Below are 19,595 nucleotides of genomic sequence, written 5' to 3'. Positions count from 1 at the left end.
ACGGCTCAGGGGCGTCATCGCCGGTCCGTGCTCTGGCTGGCACTGCTGTGCGTCGGCTGCCTCGCGCTGCTGTCCCCGGCGCAGGCGGTGTCCCCGGCTCCGGTCAAGATCCCCAGTGGAGTGCGCTCGCTGCTGTGGAAGAGCACGTTCAAGGATGGTCTGTCCAACATTCTGCTGCTGGATGACGTTCTCGTCATCACGCACGGCAAGCGGGTGGAGGGCAGGAACGCCGTCACGGGCACGGTCGTGTGGGCGTTCGACACCTCCACGGTCGGCCAGTTCACGCCGCCCGAGGAGGCCATCGCCGCCACCGGGGACATCGTCTCCGTCTCGGCGCCGCTCGGGTCCAAGGACGAGGACGAGGAAGGCGACGGCAACGTTCTGTTCGCCTTCAACGGACGGGTCGGACGGGGGCTGTGGGCACTGGCCTCCGGGGCGCCCGGTGAGGGGCTGCCGCATCCCTTCTTCTCCCTGGTCGGCGCCGGCGGTGGACGGGTCGTCATCAACGTTCCGGCGCTCAGCGCGATCAGAGGGCTGGACGCGGCGGACGGCGCACGGCGGTGGGACTCCCTCCTGCCCCCCGGCTGCGCCTTCGAGGCCGGGGATGCCGACGACCGGGTGACCGGGGTGCTGATGCGGTGCGGCAAGCGATGGCGGCTTCGCGCGCTCGACTCGGGCAGCGGCGCGACCCTCTGGGAGCATCCGGTGTTCCCGCTGGGCAATCCGCTGGTGGAGGTGGACGGCGGGGCGGTCGGGCTGGAGAGCGACAACGCCTTCGACCTCTTCGACACGTCGGGGCGGCGCCTGTATCAGCACATCGGGGAGACCATCTGCTCCTGCTCCTTCGTGGCGACCTCCGACGCCGTCGTACTTGCCCGCTTTGAAGACGCCACCACCGACGCGCTGCTCGAAATCCTCGACCGGTCCTCGGGGCGCGTCGTCCTCACCCGCAAGGACGCGCGCTCCTACACGATGTTCGGCACCTCTGGCGGTAGACCGTATTGGGGGGAACATCGCGCCCATGGCGGCGTGCTGATCCAGACGCTGGGCCCCGGGGGCGTCGTGACGCCCGTGGTCGCGTTCCCGGACGGGGATCTGCATGCCATGAACGACCAGGCGTTCCTGGTCGTCACCGGCGATGACAGCCCGCAGCTGAACTCCTACGGGCTCGGCCTGCCCGCCGAACCCGAACCCGGCGTCGTGGCGCGAGGCGGGGTGGCGCGCGCCGCGTGGCCGGACGCGTGTGCGCTCCTGCCGACGTCCGTGCTGGCCCGTGAACTGCCGGGCGTGCACTTCCGCGCCGTTCCCCGGCAGGCGGCGCCCGAGCTGGACCTGGACACGCCCGTCGGCTGTGATCTGCTCCCCGAAGGACAGGGCGGGCGGCCGACGATCAGCGTCGACGTGGTGTGGGTGGGCACGACGCCCGGCGAGGCGAAGGAGCTGCTGGCGAACATGCCGTACGCCAGTCCCAAGAAGCTCGCGCCCGCTCCGGCCGACCAGCTCCTCGCCGACGAGGGGTTGGCGGACACGATCGCCCTGCGGGTCGGGAGCACGGTGGTGCGGATCGACGGCGCGGGCGACCGCGACCTGACCGTACGGCTCGCGCGCCTGGCCGCCCGATCCCTTCGGGAGTTGCCGCCATGACGCCGGCGCCCCCGCCCCCGCCCCCGGCCGCTCAGTCGCTGCAGGACTCGTCGGTCGGCGGCGACAACATCCAGATCGGGGCCGCCCGTGACGTCTCGATCGCCACCGGCACCAGGGTCCCACGGAAGTATCTGCTCGTCGTCCTGGTCGTGGTGCTTCTCGGAGCGATGGCGGCGAGTGGCGTGCTGAAGAGCCTGTCCGACGTGGGCAAGGACCTCACGGACGCCCCGGTCCTGTCCAGCAGGGTCACCTCAAGAATCAACGTGGGTGACGTCGTGGCCATGCGGGACGTCCTGACCTCGGGCAGCGACCTGGCGCTTCTCCAGCGTGGTCCGAACGATCGCCAGCTACGGGACATGCTCGACCGCCACCACGCCGCCCGGGTGGGCTCGATGAACATCGTCATCGTCCTCCAGGGCAACCGGAACAGGCCCGTGCGGATCATAGACGTACGGCCCCATGTCATCACCTCGGGCGCGAAGCCGGCCGGCACCTGCATCCGGATTCCCTCGCAGGGCGACAGCTCGGAGTTCAAGCTCAAGGTCGACCTCGACAAGCAGCGGCCCGAGCAGGCGGACAGCTCTCGGTTCCTGCCGCACAGCGTGGATCTGGAGATGGACGAGCGCATGACCATCGACTTCACCGCGGAGGCCGACGACCGCTGGTACGAGTGGGACATCGAGGTCGTCTACGACGACGGGACCGGGACGGAGCTGAAGAGCACCTTCATCCGCGAACCGAGCGGAGAACCCTTCAGGGTCACCGGGCAGGCGAAGAAGTACGCGGTGGCCTACGGCGACAAGGCCATGAGCGGCTACCGCACCTCCAAGGAGCCATGGATATGCGGCGTCGGCGACTGAGGGCACCGGTCGTGCTCGCGCTGCTCCTGTGCGCCTTGGCTCTGTCGCCGGCCGGCCCGGGGGCGATCGGGAACGATCGCTTCACCACCGCCTGGCAGGTGGATGTCACCGTACCGAACGGGACGTTCGAGGCCGACGTGACGGCAGGCACCTTCCTCGCCCGCACCAACCAGGGGGTTCTCGCGTACGACACCGCCGACGGGAGCAACACGTGGGCGTACCGGCTGCTGACCGCCCGGGCCGTGAACTGGCAGCCGGGACCCGAGATGATCGCGGTCGCCTACGACCGGCCGCGGCTGAAGGACGCCGACCAGTTCCTGGTCGGGATCTCGGTGGCCGACGGCAAGGAGCAGTGGCGCAGGAATGGTCTGTCCTTTCCCCCTGGCTGGTACGCGACGTCCGTGGGCGAGGCGCGTCCGGCGGCCTTCGTGGCCGGAGATCGCAAAGGCCTGCGCGGTGTGGACGTCGAGACCGGCGCGGATCTGTGGCATTTCCTCGTGCCCGACGGCTGCAAGGCGACCACGACGACTGCCCGCGCCCGCTCTGCGCTGCTCGTCCTCACCTGCGGCGCGACCGCTCACGTGCTGCTGCTGGACGCGCTCACCGGTGCCACGCGCTGGAGCGTGTCCTTCCCCGCCGCGCCGCCGCCGTTCGTCCATTTCGCCGGCGACGCGGTCGCGGTCCGTCAGGATCATGCGATCACGGTGCTCGGCTCCCGGGGCGAGACGGTCTCCAGGCAGACCGGCTGCTGGCCCGATTGCACGGTCGTCGGCAGAGGCGGCGAACTGTACGCCTTATATCGCAGCGGCAACGCGAACACCCTGGCCGAGGTGGGCGGCCCCGCCTGGTCCAAACCCGCATACACGGGGCTGCTCAACGCCGGCCCCTATCTCGTGGGCTCCCGGACGCGCGAGCCCGGAAGCCTTCGGATGATCGACGTCATCGCCCCGGACACCGGGCGGTCCCGGTCGTACACGCTTTCCGTGCCCGGTCAGATCGTGGGGGCGGCGGGCGGACGGCTGTACACGTGGACCCGGTTGCACGGGGTCGGGCAGACCACGCGCGTCCGGTTCACCGCGTTCCGGCGCGTCCGCGCACCGGCGGGGCCCTCGCCGCTGTCCGGCGTCGACCCGCACCGCTGGCCGGACGCCTGTGCGTTGCCGCCGGGGCCCGCCTTCACCGCCACCTCGGCGCAGAGCACGCTGGGGGACCTTTCGATGCCGCGTCCTGTGGCGTGCACGTACACGGGGGCGGACGGGATCACGCTGTCCGCGCGGGTCGTGTGGGTGGCTCCGAGTGTCGAGGAGGCCGACGAACTCCTGCGGACGCTGGCGGAGGCCGACGCTCTGGTCGGCGTGGCCGGTGTCGGGGATCGGGCGGCGAAGACGTCCGGTCTGGTCGTGTTCAGGGTCGGCACCGCCGTCGTGCGCGTCACGTCGGACCACGCAGCCGTGCGCGGACGTCTGATCGAGCTCGCCGGGTCCATGGCCGCCCGTCTGCGCGTTCCCGCCGCCGCTCAGGCGGTCCCCGGAGTTCCGGCCGAAGGCAGCGGGCCGATCACGCTCGTCCGACTGCCGGGCACGCAGGTCACGGTGGAGCGGGACGTGCTGCCCGCGTACGTGGTGAAACAGAACGCCTATGTCGGCGGCGAGCGGGTGGGCGGCAAGGTGGACGTGCTCTCGCCGGACCTCGCGCACACGGCCACCGGGACGGAACAGTGGCCCACGACCGGCCATCGCGACCACGTGACGATCACCGACGTCGCCACCGGGGACACGCACGTCGTTCCCACGGTCGCCGCGCCCAGGGGCACGTGGCGCCTGGTCTGGTCGCCGGACGGGCGGCGGTTGCTCATGACCGCCTCCAAGGACAACGACTCACTTGACGGGTTCGTCATCGTCGACATGGCGACGATGCGTGCGCGCTTCACCCGAGTCGGCCATCCCGACCGTTACACCGGCCGTTTCGTCTGGGGAGACACCCGGGGCACGACGGTGGCAGTCCAGAACAGGCCGGAGGACGACGAGCAACCGGCCCTGGACGTCACCTTGTTCACCCTCGATGGCAAGATCTCAAGGAAACTGCGACACGTCGGGCAGCTCTTCGGCGGCGTGAACTGGCTGTCACCGTCGGGGAACCGGTTCATGACCCACTGTCCGTCGCGCACGGACCAGACGTGCGTCTGGGAGAGCGCCGGCGGAGCACTGCTCACCCGGATCGGGATCGCCCCCAAGGACGTGATCTCCTGGTGGGACGAGGACCGACTGCTCGGCTGGCGCGACCAGAACGCATACCAGCGGGCGGCCGTCCCCATCGACTTCCACAACGAGACGGGGCCGCAGGTCGCGGCGGCGCCCACCGGCTACTCGGTCGAGAACCTCCAGCTCTTCTTCAGCCGCCCCTGACCGGCGATCGGATTTTCCATACGTTTCCACGGCTGCGAGATGCCGGTGTTGAGCTGCGGGTTCGTCCGGTGTGTGCTGTTCGTGGTGGTGGGTCGCGATGGCGGGGCGATGAGTTTCGTCGGTGGGCTTGGTCAGTATGGGGGTGACGAGGACTGCTGATGAGACCGGGAACCGCCAGGCCGGCCGTGACGATGCCAGGCCCGAATCCGATAGAGGTATCGTGTCCAGCCCACAGCTTGAGTCATCCACCACGGGTGTGAGCGCCGGCTCGCGCCGCACGCCGGCCGTGATCCGGTTGCTGGTGCTGGCGACGTTCGTGGTCGTGCTCAACGAGACGATCATGATCAACGCGATCCCGCGGTTGATGGACGCCATGCACATCACCGAGCAGACCGCTCAGTGGCTGTCCACGGCCTTCATGCTGACCATGGCCGGGGTCATCCCGATCACCGGCTGGTTCCTGCAACGGGTCACCACCCGCACGGCGTACACCACCGCCATGGGGCTGTTCCTGCTCGGCACGGCGCTGGCCGCCGTCGCGCCGGTGTTCGGGGTGCTGCTGGGGGCCCGGATCATCCAGGCGTCCGGCACGGCCGTGATGATGCCGTTGTTGATGACCACGCTGATGCAGGTCGTGCCCGAGAAGGACCGGGGGCGGGTGATGGGCAACGTCACCCTGGCGATCTCCGTCGCCCCGGCCATGGGCCCGGCGATCTCCGGCGTGATCCTGCACTTCGGGTCGTGGCGGCTGCTGTTCGCGGTGGTGCTGCCGATCGCCGGGCTGATCACGTGGAGCGGGTTGAGGCAGCTCAGGAACACCGGCGAGCCCGAGATCAGCACGATCGACTGGTTCAGCGTGGCCACGGCGGCGGCCGGCTTCGGTGGCCTGGTCTACGGGCTGAGCCGGTTCGAGGGCGGGGACTCGCGCGTGGCCGTCGCGATCACGGTGGCCGGGCTGGTCACCATCGCCGTCTTCGTCGTCCGGCAGCTCGCGCTGCAGAAGCGCGGCACGCCGCTGATGGACCTGCGCACGCTGCGCCATCGCACGTACACGGTCGCGCTCGTCCTGATGTCGGTGGCGTTCATGGCGATGCTCGGCTCGATGATCCTGCTGCCGCTCTACCTGCAGAACGTCCGGGCGCTCAGCCCGCTGGAGACCGGGCTTCTGGTGATGCCGGGCGGCCTGGCGATGGGCCTGCTCGGCCCGGCGGTCGGCCGACTGTTCGACAACCACGGCGGCCGGGTGCTGGTCATCCCCGGCTCGATCGGGATCATGCTCGCGCTGGCCGGGTTCACCCAGGTCACGATGACGATGCCCTACTGGCAGCTCCTCGGCCTGCACGCGCTGCTCATGGTGAGCCTGGCGGCGACGTTCACCCCGGTCTTCACGCTCGGCCTCGGGGCGGTCCCGCCGCACCTGTACTCGCACGGCAGCTCGATCCTGAGCACGCTCCAGCAGGTCGCCGCGGCCATCGGCACCGCGCTCGTGATCACCGTGATGAGCGCGCGGGCCGACACCCTGCGGGCCGAGGGCGTCACGCAGGCGCTGGCCAGCCTCGACGGCATGCGGCTCGCGTTCATCGTGGGCGCGGTCCTGTCGGTGGCGGTGGTGGTCACCGCGCTGCTCCTGCCGGCCCGGGCCGAGCGCGCCGTCGAGCACTAGGGGCCGGTGGCGCCCAGGTAGGTGAGGACGGCCCGCACCCGGCGGTTGGTGTCGTCGTCGGCGGCGAGGCCGAGCTTGGCGAAGATCGTGGTCGTGTACTTGCTGATGGCGCCCTCGCTGAGGAACAGCCGGGCCGCGATCGCCGTGTTGGACAGGCCCTCGGCCATCAGTTCGAGCACCGAGCGCTCGCGTTCGGTGAGGGTGGCGAGGGGGTCGGCGTGCGCGGGGCGGCCGAGCAGCTTCGCCACCACCGTCGGGTCGAGGGCCGTGCCGCCGCCGGCGACGCGGGTGAGCGCGTCCATGAACTCGCCGGCGTCCAGCACGCGGTCCTTGAGCTGGTAGCCGACGCCGCCCTGGCCGTCGGCCAGGAGCTCGCGGGCGTAGAGCTGCTCCACGTGCTGGGAGAGGATCAGCACGGGCAGGCCGGGCACCTCGCGGCGGGCGGCGAGCGCGGCCTGGAGCCCCTCGTCGGAGAACGTCGGTGGCAGCCGTACGTCCACGACGGCCACGTCCGGACGGGTGGCGAGCAGCGCTTCGAGCGTGGCGGGGCCGGAGTCGACGGCCGCGACCACGGTGTGCCCGTACGCCTGGACGAGCCGGACGAGCCCGTCGCGGAGCAGGAAGAGATCTTCGGCTATGACAACGCGCACGGCACCGCCACTGAGACGCGGGTGGGTCCCCCAAGGGGGCTGTCGATCTCCAGAAGGCCGCCGAAGGCCGCCATCCGGCGCTTGATGCCGTCCAGCCCGGAGCCGGAGGACGCGGTCGCCCCGCCGGAACCGTCGTCGGTGACGGCCGCGGTGAGGGTCCGCGTGCGCGGCTCGTAGTCGAGCTCGACGGTCACGTGGGTGGCTCGGGCGTGTTTGGCCACGTTCGCCAGCAGCTCGGCGACGGCGAAGTAGACCGCGGACTCGACCGGGCGCTCGGGCCGCGCGGGCACCGAACTGCGTACGTCGACCTCGACGGGCGCGTCGAGCGCCAGGGCCCGCACGGCGTCGACCAGGCCGCGCTCGGTGAGCACCGGCGGGTTGATGCCGCGGACCAGCGACCGCAGCTCGGCCAGCGCCGCGATCGACGAGGCGCGGGCGTCGGCCAGGATCGCGCGGGCGGCGGCGGGGTCGGTCTCCAGGAGGTGTTCGGCGGCCTGCATGGACATGCCCATGCCGACCACCCGCGCCTGGGCGCCGTCGTGCAGGCCGCGCTCGATGCGTTCGAGCTCGGCGGCCTGGGTCTGGGTCAGGTCGGCGCGGATGGCCTCCAGCTCCTCCACCCGCCGCCCGAGCCGCGAGTACGGGATCGGGCCCAGGAAGCGGCGGCCCAGGAGACCGAGGACCCGCCACGCGAACGGCGCCGCGGCCAGGCCGGCGACGATCAGGGCGACGCCGTGCCCCAGGAAGCCCGGCGTGAGCGTCAGGAGGACGCCGCCGGCGATCCCGGCCGGCGGCAGGGCCGCGACCGGCAGCACGCTCACCCCGGCGAGCAGGCACCACAGCCCGTCCCAGTGCAGCTGGGGATCGTGGAAGCGGGCGTTCATCCGGGCGCGGCGGCGGGCCTCCCGTTCGGACTTGTGGTACTCCTCGCCGTCCCACCAGTGGCCGGTGGCCATGCGGGTGACCGGCGCGGGGACGCGGTAGGCGACCTCGACGCGCAGGCCGAGCCAGCGCGCGGCGAGCCGGCGGGCGGCCTGGCTGAGGGTGCGGCTGGTCAGCGGGTGCACGCACCACAGGGCCACGGCGATCCACAGGATCACCACCAGCGTCTCCCCCAGGAGCGCCAGGGCAACGACGAACGGGGGCCCGGTCAGGTTCGCCGACCAGGAGTAGGCGAGCTTGGAGCCGCCGTAGCCGACGGCGACGCCGACGATCGGCATCAGGCAGGTGAGCAGGACCAGGACGGCCGAGCGGCAGAGCCCGAGCACGATCTCGGCGCCCCAGCGCAGGGGTCCGCCCCTCGTGGGCGACCTCACCTGCCAGCGTCCTTCGGCACGACGCCAATTGTGGCAGGCTGCCCTTTTGGGAGATGTCCGGGCACCTCCTCGACCGTCCGTGGTGGGCATGTCTGTCTTCTCCGGTTCCCGGGCGGTTCCGCCCGACCTCGGAGAACGTACGATCGTGCGCCGGTCACCCGGTATCCCGCCACGCCCCGTACGACGTGGGTCCAGCCCCACCCGAGGCGACGGCGACGGCGGCGCGGACGAACGCGGCCACGGCCGGTGAGCGGGAGCCCTGCGGCCACCCCACGGCGAGCACCGACGGCGACAGGTCGGCGACCTCCCGGTAGGCGACGCCCGGCCGGGGGTGCCGCCGCGCCACCGAGACCGGGACGAACCAGATGGCGCTGCCCAGCTCCACCAGGTTGCAGATCTGCGCCAGGTCCAGGCCGGTGCGCGGCGGGCGGCGGCCCGGGGGCGGTTCGGCGCCGTCCCACTCGGCCAGGGTGCCGTCGGGCAGCGGCCGGCCGGCCAGGTCGGCCACGGACAGGCGGGGACGGGCGGCCAGCGGGTCGGCGGGCGACAGCGCGACCAGGCGGGGCTCGGTCAGCAGGGGCTCGGTGTCGAGGTCGCGGTCGTCGAAGGGGGTGACCAGCAGCGCGACGTCGGCCCGGCCGTCGCGCAGGGCCGGCGCCTGCTCGTTGCGCCCGCCCAGCAGCAGCTCGGCCGGGAGCGCGGCCTCCTCCTCGCGGTAGGCGGCGAGGATGCGGGGCAGCAGCCCGGCGTCGTAGTCGGCCTTGAGCGCCACCCGGAGCCCCGGCTCGGGACGGGCCGCGTGCCGGACCCTGCGGGCCGCCGCGGTGACCGCGTCGATGGCGATCCTGGCGTCGCGCAGGAAGATCTCGCCCGGCGGGGTGAGGGTGACCTGCCGCGTGGTGCGCTCCAGCAGGCGCACGCCCAGCCGGCGTTCCAGCTCGCGGATCGCGCGGGACAGCGGGGGCTGAGCCATGCCGAGCCGCGCGGCGGCCCGCCCGAAGTGCAGCTCCTCGGCCACGGCCACGAAGTAGCGGAGCTCGCGGACCTCCAGGTCATTCATATCGGCAGGGTATCAATGGTGATCGGATCGGTCCTTCAGGTTCGCCGCCGTGCTCGGTTGACTGGCCGTACCCCCCCAGTACGACACCGTCGATTTCCCCTGGAGTTCTCCATGATCGTCATCACCACGCCCACCGGCCGGATCGGCCGGCAGGTCCTCGACCTCGTCCTGGCCGCGGACGAGCCGGTCCGCGTCGTCGTACGGGACCCCGCCCGCCTTCCGGCGCCCGTCCGCGAGCGGGTGGAGGTCGTGCCGGGGTCGCACGGCGAGGCGCGCGTCGTCGAGGAGGCGTTCGCGGGCGCCGACGCCGTGTTCTGGGTCGTCCCGCCGAATCCGCGGGCCGCCGGCCTCGACGCCGCCTACCTGGACTTCACCCGGCCGGCGTGCGAGGCGTTCGTGAGCCGGGGCGTCGGCCGGGTGGTCGGGGTCTCGGCCCTGGGCCGCGGCCTGCCCCTGGACGCCGGTCTCGTGACGGCCTCGTTGGCCATGGACGACCTGATCACGGGCACGGGCGTGCACTACCGGGCCCTGACGCTGCCTTCGTTCATGGACAACCTGCTCGACCAGGCGGCGGTGATCAGGGACCAGGGCGTGTTCTTCTCCCCGGTGCACGGCGACCTCAAGGCCCCCGCCTGCGCCACCCGCGACATCGCGGCGGTGGCCGCCGGGCTGCTGCTCGACCGTGGCTGGACCGGGCGGGCCGACGTCCCCGTGCTCGGGCCGGAGGATCTGTCGGGCGAGGACATGGCGCGGATCATGTCCGACGTGCTCGGACGGCCGATCCGGCTGCGGCACGTGCCGGTGGCGGCGTTCAGGGCCATGATGGTCGAGCAGGGCAGGTCGGAGGCGATGGCCCAGGGGATGGCCGACATGATGGAGGCCAAGAACCGGGGCCTGGACAACGCCGAGCCGCGTACCCCGGAGGCCACCACGCCCACCGGTTTCCGCCAGTGGTGCGAGGACGAGCTCAGGCCCGTCGTCCTGGGCTGAACGTGCCCCTTGTACGCGGCACCGGCGCGGCGTAGCGTGACTGATGACCAGATTTCTTATCTAGTCACGAGGTGTGGCGATGGTCGAAAGGGCGGACCGGATCCTCGACGCCGCGGGCGAGCTGCTGCTGCGTCACGGGTACCGGAGGGTCACCGTCGAAGACATCGCGGGCCGCGCCGGAGTGGGCAAGGGCACCGTCTACCTGCACTGGCGGACCAAGAACGAGCTGTTCGAGGCGCTGCTCCTCCGGGAGTCCATCGAGGTCGTGGAGGAGTCCGCGGCGATGTTGCGGCGCGACCCCACCCAGGTGCTGCCCCACCGCTTCTCGCGGGCGGCCTTCGTCTCCATGAGCCGCAGACCGCTGCTCCAGGCGCTGTTCACGACCGACTTCGAGCTGCTGGGCAAGCTGGCCAAGCATCCGCTGCGCAGCCACGACCTCCTCGCCTCCCAGCGGTTCCAGCAGGTGGCCGACCGGTACGGGCTGCTCAGGGCGGACATGCCGCACCCCCGGTACACGCTGAGCGCCGCGTCCACGGGCTTCTACCTGATCAACGGCGTCGACGCCACAGGGTCGGAGCTGAGCGTCGAGGAGCGGGCGGACGCGCTCGCCTTCACCGTGCGCCACGCCTTCGAGCCCGCCGAGGAGCCGTCCGCCGAGGTGCTGGAGGCGGCGGCGGCGGAGTACGTCGCGATTCTCGAGGAGCTGATCCCGCCCTACCGCAAGTGGATCTACGACTAAGGAGAGGCGATGTCCGACATCGTCGAACGGTACAAGATCTCCAAGCAGCACTTCTGGTTGCACGGGCCCCGATCGGGCCCGTCCGTCGAGTACGACGCCGCCGCCGGGATGTACAACGTCCACGGCTACCAGGAAGTGCACGACGTTCTCGGCGACCCCACCACGTTCTCCTCCGACACCATGCGGCTGGTCCCCAAGGGGCTGCTGCCGCAGGGCGACGAGATCTCGCTGGAGGGGTTCATCACCCAGATCGACCCGCCGGAGCACGGCAAGCTGCGCAAGCTGGTCAGCAGCGCGTTCACCCGCAAGGTCGTCGCGGACCTCGAACCGCGCATCGCCGCCGTCACCCACGAGCTGCTCGACGCGACCGAGGGCCGCGACCGCCTGGAGCTGGTGACCGACCTGGCCTACCCGCTCCCCGTCATCGTCATCGCCGAGCTGCTGGGGGTGCCGAGCAGCGACCGTGCCCTGTTCAGGAAGTGGGCCGACGGACTGTTCCAGCGCGACGCCAAGGTCTCGCTCGCCGAGCCCACGGAGGAACAGAGCGCGCAGGTGGCGAGCACCCTCAAACCGTGGCGGGAGATGACCGAGTACCTCGCCGGGCACTCCGCCGAGCGCCGGGCGCGGCCCCGCGCCGACCTGCTCACCAAGCTGGTCGAGGCCGAGGTGGACGGCGAGCGCCTGCCCGACGACCAGGTCGTCAACTTCGCGATGGTCCTGCTGCTCGCCGGGCACATCACCACGACGATGCTGCTCGGCAACACCGTGGTATGCCTGGACGCCTTCCCCGACCAGCAGGACAAGGTGCGGGCCGACCGCTCCACGGTGCCGGCCGTGATCGAGGAGTCGCTGCGGCTCTTCACCCCGTTCTCCGCGCTGGGCCGGTCGACCACCCGCGAGGTCGAACTGGGCGGGGTGACGATACCGGCCGACAAGATGGTCATGCTCTGGCTCGGATCGGCCAACCGGGACCCCCGGCAGTTCCACGACCCCGAGGTCTTCGACGCCGGCCGCGATCCCAACCCGCATCTCGCCTTCGGCCGCGGCATCCACTTCTGCCTGGGCGCCCCCCTGGCCCGGCTGGAGGGACGGGTGGCGCTGAACATCCTGCTCGACCGGGTCGAGGTCCTGCGCACCGACCCCGACGACCCGGTGCTCTTCATCCCCACGCCGACCATGACGGGGGTGAGCCGGCTTCCGCTCGTGCGGTGAGCCGCCGTCCGCGGAACGCACAGGCCGGGTGATGGCGGCGCGGGCGGTTCCCGTCCTCGGCAAGGGCGGGCTCAGGAGGCGGCAAAGTGCCGCGCGTTGCCGTGGGCGTCCTGCTCTGTGGGGGCCAAGGTGGCTTGTTCACCTTCGTCGCAGCACAAGAGGGGACGATCCTGGCTATGGGCGGCAAGCAGCGGAAGCTGGAGCTGAGCGGGCCGCAGATCGTGGGAAGCGCCCTGGCCGCGGTCACCGCCGCGGTCGCGGCCTCGTACCTGGGCACGGCGGGGACGGTGATCGGGGCCGCGATGATGAGCGTGGCCAGCACCGTCGTCGCCGACGTCTACACGCATTACCTCAAGCGCACCGGCGACAAGGTGAAGCGGCGCACGGCGGTCGCCCTGCGCGGCCACCCGGCCCTGCCCGACCCGCCCGCCACCCCTGACCCGCCGGGCCCGCCCGTCGCTCCCGCCGCGGCGCGGGCTGTCAGGGGGAAGGGGGGCAAGAGGCCGCGGTGGGCCAGGGTCTGCGGGGCGGCGGCGCTGGTGTTCACCGTCAGCATGGGGAGCATCGTGATCTACGAGCTCGTCGCGGACCGCACGGTGGCCGATCAGGTCGCCGGGCGCACCTCGGGCGAGGCCGGCAGGGCGCCGGGCAGGAAGGACCGCCGGGATGGACGGGCGGTCGGCGAGCCGCGGCACGAACGTCCCGCCACCCGGCAGCCGAGCCCGACGCCGTCACCCGGGCCGTCCACAGGGCCGTCCGCGACGCCCAGCCCGTCGGCGCCGGCCACGGTCACGCCGACGCCGACGCCCGGCGGGACGGGCACCACCGTCCCGTCCCCCGCGCCCACGCCGGACGCCGGCCCTTCGGAGCCCAGCCCCACCTCCTTCCCCTCGCCGACCGGCCACGACCCGACCGACGCGCCCGACCAGAGCTTCCCCGACCTCCTCTTCCGCTGACCGTTCCGCCGCCCCTTTCGGTGGCCGGGGGGGCCGGGGGGTAGGGCTTTGTGGTTAGGCGGGTTTGGGGGTCAGGCGGTCGTCCAGGAGGCAGGCGGCGCCTTCGCCGTCGAACCAGCCCGGCACCCACGAGTGGCGGTCGGGGCCGAGGTGGGTGAGCCAGATGGACTTCCGGAGCGTGCCGTCCTCCTCGATCACCTCGTTGACGACGTCCCAGGCCCGTACCTTGCCCTTGTGCGCGTCAAGCAGTCGATCCCAAGTGGCTTCCAAGTAGGCGTTCCTAGCCTTTGTCGTGACTTGAGTGGAGGGGCAGGTGGGCCATGGGGTGGCGGGTCAGGCAGACGACGGTCCGAGGCGGGGGGCGCCGGCCTTGAACGATCCGTACGGCACGACGCGCCCGATCCCGCGTCACGCCGCACCACACCCCCGCCACGCGGCCCCCCACCCACCCCAGCCGGTGCAGCCGGGTGGGCAGGACAAGAGCGGGCAGGACGGGCAGGGGCTCTTCCGGGAGGAGGCGTTGCGGCATCGGGCGATGTCGCGGGTCACCCGGATGCCACTGGTGATCAGCACCCCGTCGTTCCTGGCGTTGTGGCTGCTGGCGGCCGTGCTCCTCGTCATCGGCGTCCTGCTGACGATGGTCGCGGTCGAGGCGGTCGCCTGATGTTCCGCCGCGTCCCCGTACTGCTCCAGAACACCGACACCGAGTGCGGCGCCGCCTGCCTGGCCATGGTGCTGTGCCACCACGGGCAGCGCACCACCCTCCACCAGATCGCCGAGCAGCTCCGGGTCGGCCGGGACGGCCTGAGCGCCAAGGCCATCGTGGACGGCGCCCGCGAGCACGGCCTCAAGGCCCGCGCCTTCTCCCTGGCCCCCGAGGACCTGGCCCGCGTGCCGCTCCCCGCCGTCGCGCACTGGGAGTTCAACCACTTCATCGTGGTCGAACGCTGGTCCCCCGACCACGTGGACGTCGTCGACCCCGGGTACGGCCGCCGCAGGCTGACCGCGGAGGAGTTCGGCGCCGGGTTCACCGGCGTGCTGCTGGTGTTCGAGCCGGGCGAGGGCTTCCGGCGCGGCACGACCTCGGCGGCGGGGGCCTGGCGCAAGGAGTTCGTCCGGACCCTGTTCCGGCGGCGCAGGGGCCTGCTCGCGCAGCTCATCGCGGCCTCGTTGCTGCTCCAGCTGCTCGGGCTCGCCCTGCCGATGTTCTCGCAGCTCCTCCTGGACTCCATCGTGCCCAGGCGGGCGGTGGAGGTGCTGTCCCTGCTGGGCGTCTCCGTGCTGCTCGCGGGGGCGGCCCAGCTCGTGATCGGGTACCTGCGGGCGGCCCTGCTGGTCGCCGTGCGGGCCCGTGCCGACCAGGAGCTCACCGAAAGTCTGGTGACCCACCTGGTGACGCTGCCGTACCGGTACTTCCAGCAGCGCGGCAGGGGCGACCTGGTGACCAGGGCGGGCAGCGTCTCGACGCTCGGCGACATCCTCACCGGGCAGGTCGTCGCGGCGCTGCTGGACGGCCCGCTGGCCGTGGGCTACCTGGCGCTGGTCTACCTCTGGGACCCGGTGTTCGGGCTCGCGCTGACCGGCGTGGCCGTGCTGCAGACGATCCTGCTGCTGGCCACGACGAGCCGGATCGCCACGCTCACCCGGCAGGAGCTGACGGCGCTGGCGGCGTCCCAGACCAGCCTCATCCAGACGATCACCGGCATCGAGACGCTGAAGGCGTCGGGCGCCGAGAAGCGGGCCGTGGACCAGTGGTCGTCCCACTTCGCCAAACAGCTCAACGCGGACGTGCGCGCCGGGCTCACCAGGGGGCTGCTGGAGTCGGCGCTGGCCGCGATCCGGGTGACGGCGCCGCTCGGGCTGCTGTGGCTGGGCGCCTGGCGGGTGCTCGACGGGCAGCTCACGGTGGGCGAGCTGGTCGCGCTGAACGCCATCGCGCTCGGCGCGCTGACCCCGCTCGGCTCGCTGATGACCGGGTTGCAGAGCCTCCAGCAGGCGGGCGCGCACTTCGACCGGCTCTCCGACATCCTGGCCTCGGAGCCGGAGCCGAGCAACGGCATCGAGGTGCTGCGGCTGCGGGGCTCGGTCGAGCTGCGCGGGGTGAGCTTCCGTCACGACCCGCGCGCCCCCTGGACCGTGCGCGACGTCTCGGTCTCCATCCGGCCGGGGCAGAAGGTCGCCCTGGTGGGCTCGTCCGGCTCGGGCAAGAGCACGCTGGCCCGGCTGCTGCTCGCGCTGCACACCCCCGTGCTGGGCGAGATCCGTTACGACGGCGTCCCGGCCGCCGAGCTGAACCTGCGCACGCTGCGCCGCCAGTTCGGCGTGGTCACCCAGGACCCGTCCCTGTTCAGCGGCTCGATCAGGGAGAACATCGCGCTGAACGAGCCCGGCGCGTCGCTGGAGCGGGTGGTCGCCGCGGCCCGCCTGGCCGCGCTGCACGACGAGATCACGGACATGCCCATGGGGTACGAGACGATGCTCACCGACGGCGGCGGCCTGTCCGGCGGGCAGCGGCAGCGGCTCGCCCTGGCCCGTGCCGTCCTGTCGCGCCCGAAGGTGCTGCTGCTCGACGAGGCCACCAGCAACCTGGACAGCGCCACGGAGGCGGCCATCGAGGCGAACCTGAGCCGGCTCGTCCAGACCAGGATCGTGATCGCCCACCGGCTGAGCACGGTCAGGGACGCCGACGTGATCCTCGTGATCGACGCGGGCCGGGTGGTGGAACGCGGCACCCACGACGAGCTGACGGCCGTGGGCGGCAAGTACGCCGAACTGGTCGCCGCCCAGGCCGTCATGTCCTGACGTTCATGCGAGCCGCACGCTCACCGTGACGGAGGCGCCCTCCAGGCGGACCAGCGGCCCGAAGGTGAGCGTCAGCCGGTCGCCCGTCGCCGCGCCCACCACCGGCGGGTCGCCGCGCAGCACCTCGGCGACCGGCCGGTCCCAGGTCACGGTCAGCCCGTCCAGGTCGCACCGGGGATCGGCCACGGTCACCGTGGCCGTGCCTTCGGCGTCCTCCCTGACCAGCACGGCGCAGGGCCCGGACGCGGCCAGCGGGCCGGCGACGCCGTCGTTCCAGAAGGCGGCCGCGGTGACGCCCAGCGCGTCCACCTGGACGGCCTGCTGCCGCGCGGTGTTGGCCAGCACGCGGGCCCACCCGGGATCGGCGGCCCTGGCGATCGTGCGTTCGCGGCTCGCGCCGGGCAGGAGCAGGTAGACGTAGTCCGCCTGGTCGGGGTCGATGCCGTGGTCGAGCCAGAGCGTGCGGTAGTCGCGGTTCCCGCGCCGCTCCCGGAGGGTGCGCAGGCCGTCCGGGACGACGTAGCCGCCGTGGCCGTCGAGGTGCGCCCAGCCCGCCCGGGGATCGACGGTCAGCGGGGCGGCGGTCCTGCGGTTGTCCACGATCGTCTCGACCGGCACGCCGTCCGCGCCGCTGATCCCCGCGCCGAGGCAGACCACCGCGTCGTCGAGGAAGAACCAGGACTTGAACGCCTCCATCGTGCTGTCGAGGCCGTTGAGGTGCTGGCCGACGACGGCGTACAAGCCGTCCGTGGCGCCGCCGACCCAGCGGCCGGGCGGGCAGGTGTCGCCCCAGGCCGGGCCGGCGCCGTCGGGCAGCCGCCGGGTCGAGACCGTCGTGCCGGGCAGCCGGTAGGGGTCGACGGTGGTCCAGAACGAGTCGGAGTACTGGTCGGCGTGGCCGTCGGCCCACCAGTAGAGCATGCCCGAGCCGGTGTGCCAGCCCCGCAGGTTCTCGCCGTTGCCGTGCTCGTAGTGGCCGATCCTGGACGAGGCCATGCTGAGCGCGGCGCACCAGCCCGGCCGGCGGTGCACGGCCCGCGCGCTCATCGGGAACAGCCGGTGGCCGACGGGCTCCGGCGCGGCGGGCACGGCGTCGTCGCCGAGGACGGCGGCCAGGCGGGCGTGGAAGCCCGGCTCGGCCTCAGCCAGCATGGGACGGCACGTCTCGCGTACGGCCCAGCCCTTGACCATCGCCTGCCAGCGGGCCCGGTCGGCGGCCGGGGCCACCTCGCCGAGCAGCAGGATCGCGTCGGCCAGCTCGCGCCCCCTGTCGTGGTCGCCGAACGGCTTCCTGCCGGCCCCTCTGCCGCGCACCAGGTCCATGCAGAACCCGTCGCGGACGAACGGCGCGAACGACCGCTCCACCATGGCGAACACGGTCGGGTCGGCGACCTCCCACGGCGTGCCGCGCAGCACCGCGAACAACGTCGCCAGCCCGGCGAGCAGCGTCACCCCGTAGGCCCCCTGGTAGGGCACGGTCGAGTGCTGGACGAACGACCCGTCCCGGTAGAAGCCGTCACCCTCGGAGACCGTGCGGAACACCGGGGAGAGCGCCGAGACCGCCAGCCCCGCCTTGCCCGGGTCGGCCCTGAGCATGGCGCGCAGCAGCATCACCACGCACAGGTCCACCCGGTTGGCGGCGGTGCTGGTGCCGCTGTAGTCGCCCAGGCGGCTCTCGGGCACGAAGTGGTCGACGGCGTCCCGTAACGCGGCGCTCCGCCGCTCGCCCAGGTGCGGCCCGACCAGCACGGCGGCGTCGAGCAGCGCCTTCGGCACGCCGATCTCCCAGTGCCACCAGTTGCCGGCCGGGTCGGCGCCGTCGGCGTACACGTGGCGGCGGTAGTGGTCGATCCCGGCGGCGACAGCGGCGGCCAGGCCCGCGTCGCCGGTCAGCCCGGTCCCGGGCGACGCGTACGCGCGGGCCATGGCCAGCAGCCTTCGCGGCGTCGCGACGAACGACGGGAACGGCTGGTCCGGCCAGAGCGACGTGCCCGTGTACGCCATCGCCGCCCGGTGGCGGGCCGCCCGCCGCCCCGCCTCGGCCAGCCGCGTCCGGTACGGCTCCGCGCCCGCGTCGAACCCCGACCCCGCCGTCACCTCCCGCCACCGGCGGCGCAGCGTGACGAAGGAGTCGTCCGGCGTGTGGGCGGGCTCGACCCGGGCGAGCGCCCCCGCCACGCCGGCCACGGCGACCGCGCCCGCCTGGAGCAGAAGTCGCCTGGACGGCCGGTGCACGCCTCGATTATGACCTCATGGCCCGCCTGGATCGGGCCGCCGGCGGTCAGACCTCCAGCAGGGTCTTGCCGTTCACCGCGCGGGCCTCGATCGCCGCGTGCGCCTCGGCCGCCCGCTCCAGCGGGAACGTACGCCCCACGACCGCCCTGAGCCGCCCGCCCGCCGCCTCGGCGATCGCCCGCTCGGTCCGCTCGTTCCCGTCGCCGCTCAGGGCGGCCAGCTGCTCCAGGCCGATCACGGTGACGCCCCGCCGGGCGGCCTCCTCGGGATCGACCGTCGTGGTGCTGCCGCTGGACGCGCCGTGCACGGAGAACCGCCCGCCGCGCGCGGTCACCTCGAACGCCTGGCGGCCGAGGTCGCCGCCCACGCCGTCGAAGACCACGTCGGCCCCGCGCCCGCCGGTCGCGTCGAGCACCTCGTCGGTCCAGCCGGGACGCGAGTAGTCGACGGTGACCTCGGCGCCGAGCCCGGCCACCACCTCCAGCTTGGCCGCGCCGCCCGCCGCCCCGATGACCCGCGCGCCGGCCCCCCGCGCGAGCTGCACGAGCAGGCTGCCGAGCCCTCCGGCGGCGGCCTCGACGAGCACCCATTCGCCGGGCCGGATGGCGGCGTTGGCGAACAGGCCCACGGCCGTGTTGCCGTCCACGAGCAGCGCCGTCGCGTCGGCCAGTTCGAGCTCGTCCGGCACCTCGACCAGGTCGGCGGCCCTGGCTACCACCAGTTCGGCGTTCCCGCCGCCGAAGCCCGGCGTACGGGTCACCACCCGCCGCCCCACCAGCCCGGGATCGACGCCCTCGCCCACGGAGAGCACGAGCCCGCCCACGCCGCCGCCCGGCACGTACGGGAGCTCAGGCAGCGGCGGCCCCGGCGTGAACCCCCGCCTGAGCTGCGTCTCGATGAAATTGATCTCGGCGAAGGCGACCCGCACCACGACCTCGCCCGACCCGGCCACCGGGTCGGGGACGGTCTGCGTCTCCAGCACCTCGGGCCCGCCGAACCTCGTCACCCGCACAACTCTCATGCCCACTCCTCATCCGGAACAGCTTCCCTGCCAGGTTGCTAC

The 19,595-nt window shown here is 72.7% G+C and carries 16 protein-coding genes; 10 read left to right on the top strand and 6 right to left on the bottom strand.

The features are described 5' to 3' along the window. Positions 1-27: 27 nt before the first annotated feature. From ABZ815_RS25825 to ABZ815_RS25810, 4 genes are all read left to right on the top strand, one after another. Entirely contained in the window at positions 28-1,644 is a 1,617-nt protein-coding gene (locus ABZ815_RS25825; RefSeq protein WP_357702126.1) for a PQQ-binding-like beta-propeller repeat protein, read from the top strand. After that, positions 1,641-2,504: a hypothetical protein gene (locus tag ABZ815_RS25820; RefSeq protein ID WP_357702124.1), complete on the top strand. Its 864-nt coding sequence runs from the start codon at positions 1,641-1,643 to the stop codon at positions 2,502-2,504. The genes ABZ815_RS25825 and ABZ815_RS25820 overlap by 4 nt, the downstream gene beginning before the upstream one ends. Then, the gene (locus tag ABZ815_RS25815) at positions 2,486-4,909 is read left to right on the top strand and encodes a PQQ-binding-like beta-propeller repeat protein (protein ID WP_357702122.1); all 2,424 of its coding nucleotides are present in this window, start codon (positions 2,486-2,488) and stop codon (positions 4,907-4,909) included. The genes ABZ815_RS25820 and ABZ815_RS25815 overlap by 19 nt, the downstream gene beginning before the upstream one ends. A gap of 256 nt (positions 4,910-5,165) precedes the next feature. Next, entirely contained in the window at positions 5,166-6,572 is a 1,407-nt protein-coding gene (locus tag ABZ815_RS25810) for an MDR family MFS transporter (protein ID WP_357702121.1), read from the top strand. On the opposite strand, the gene ABZ815_RS25805 is transcribed toward ABZ815_RS25810, so the two are convergent. From ABZ815_RS25805 to ABZ815_RS25795, 3 genes are all read right to left on the bottom strand, one after another. Next, on the bottom strand, positions 6,569-7,222 hold the full coding sequence (locus ABZ815_RS25805) for a response regulator transcription factor (protein ID WP_357702119.1): 654 nt from the start codon (positions 7,220-7,222) through the stop codon (positions 6,569-6,571). The two genes, ABZ815_RS25810 and ABZ815_RS25805, sit on opposite strands and share 4 nt — an antisense overlap. Continuing rightward, the gene (locus ABZ815_RS25800; protein ID WP_357702117.1) at positions 7,207-8,538 is read right to left on the bottom strand and encodes a histidine kinase; all 1,332 of its coding nucleotides are present in this window, start codon (positions 8,536-8,538) and stop codon (positions 7,207-7,209) included. Before ABZ815_RS25800 ends, ABZ815_RS25805 begins: the two co-directional genes overlap by 16 nt. Before the next feature lie 154 nt (positions 8,539-8,692). After that, positions 8,693-9,598: a LysR substrate-binding domain-containing protein gene (locus tag ABZ815_RS25795; protein ID WP_357702115.1), complete on the bottom strand. Its 906-nt coding sequence runs from the start codon at positions 9,596-9,598 to the stop codon at positions 8,693-8,695. Between the two features lie 111 nt (positions 9,599-9,709). On the opposite strand from ABZ815_RS25795, the gene ABZ815_RS25790 reads away from it, so the two are divergent. The 4 genes from ABZ815_RS25790 to ABZ815_RS25775 all read left to right on the top strand — a co-directional run bounded on the left by ABZ815_RS25790 (position 9,710) and on the right by ABZ815_RS25775 (position 13,495). Then, a complete protein-coding gene (locus ABZ815_RS25790) occupies positions 9,710-10,588 on the top strand; it encodes an NAD(P)H-binding protein (RefSeq protein WP_357702113.1) in 879 nt (292 codons plus the stop codon). A gap of 79 nt (positions 10,589-10,667) precedes the next feature. Further along, positions 10,668-11,327, top strand: coding sequence for a helix-turn-helix domain-containing protein (locus ABZ815_RS25785; protein WP_357702111.1), 660 nt, complete (start codon positions 10,668-10,670; stop codon positions 11,325-11,327). A 9-nt stretch (positions 11,328-11,336) separates the two neighbouring features. Continuing rightward, positions 11,337-12,539 carry a cytochrome P450 gene (locus ABZ815_RS25780; RefSeq protein WP_357702109.1) on the top strand — a complete coding sequence of 401 codons (1,203 nt, stop codon included), beginning with the start codon at positions 11,337-11,339 and terminating at the stop codon, positions 12,537-12,539. Between the two features lie 176 nt (positions 12,540-12,715). Continuing rightward, a complete protein-coding gene (locus tag ABZ815_RS25775; protein ID WP_357702107.1) occupies positions 12,716-13,495 on the top strand; it encodes a hypothetical protein in 780 nt (259 codons plus the stop codon). 54 nt (positions 13,496-13,549) lie between these two features. Here ABZ815_RS25775 and ABZ815_RS25770 read toward each other — a convergent pair whose 3' ends face one another. After that, positions 13,550-13,765 (bottom strand): endo-1,4-beta-xylanase, encoded by a 216-nt coding sequence (locus ABZ815_RS25770; protein ID WP_357702105.1) that lies wholly within the window; start codon positions 13,763-13,765, stop codon positions 13,550-13,552. Positions 13,766-13,865: 100 nt separating this feature from the next. Here ABZ815_RS25770 and ABZ815_RS25765 point away from each other — a divergent pair, with 100 nt between their 5' ends. After that, positions 13,866-14,159 carry a hypothetical protein gene (locus ABZ815_RS25765; RefSeq protein ID WP_357702103.1) on the top strand — a complete coding sequence of 98 codons (294 nt, stop codon included), beginning with the start codon at positions 13,866-13,868 and terminating at the stop codon, positions 14,157-14,159. After that, entirely contained in the window at positions 14,159-16,297 is a 2,139-nt protein-coding gene (locus ABZ815_RS25760) for a peptidase domain-containing ABC transporter (RefSeq protein ID WP_357702101.1), read from the top strand. The genes ABZ815_RS25765 and ABZ815_RS25760 overlap by 1 nt, the downstream gene beginning before the upstream one ends. 3 nt (positions 16,298-16,300) lie before the next feature. Here the strand turns inward: ABZ815_RS25760 and ABZ815_RS25755 are convergent, their stop codons facing one another. Beyond that, on the bottom strand, positions 16,301-18,532 hold the full coding sequence (locus tag ABZ815_RS25755) for a polysaccharide lyase 8 family protein (protein ID WP_357702099.1): 2,232 nt from the start codon (positions 18,530-18,532) through the stop codon (positions 16,301-16,303). Positions 18,533-18,578: 46 nt separating this feature from the next. Next, on the bottom strand, positions 18,579-19,553 hold the full coding sequence (locus ABZ815_RS25750) for a zinc-binding dehydrogenase (protein ID WP_357702097.1): 975 nt from the start codon (positions 19,551-19,553) through the stop codon (positions 18,579-18,581). Positions 19,554-19,595: the final 42 nt, after the last annotated feature.

The sequence above is a fragment of the Nonomuraea sp. NPDC047529 genome (assembly GCF_040642995.1).
GTDB lineage: Bacteria > Actinomycetota > Actinomycetes > Streptosporangiales > Streptosporangiaceae > Nonomuraea.
The sequence above is the reverse complement of the archived record's forward strand: the minus strand, read 5'-3'. Positions and strand labels throughout refer to the sequence as shown.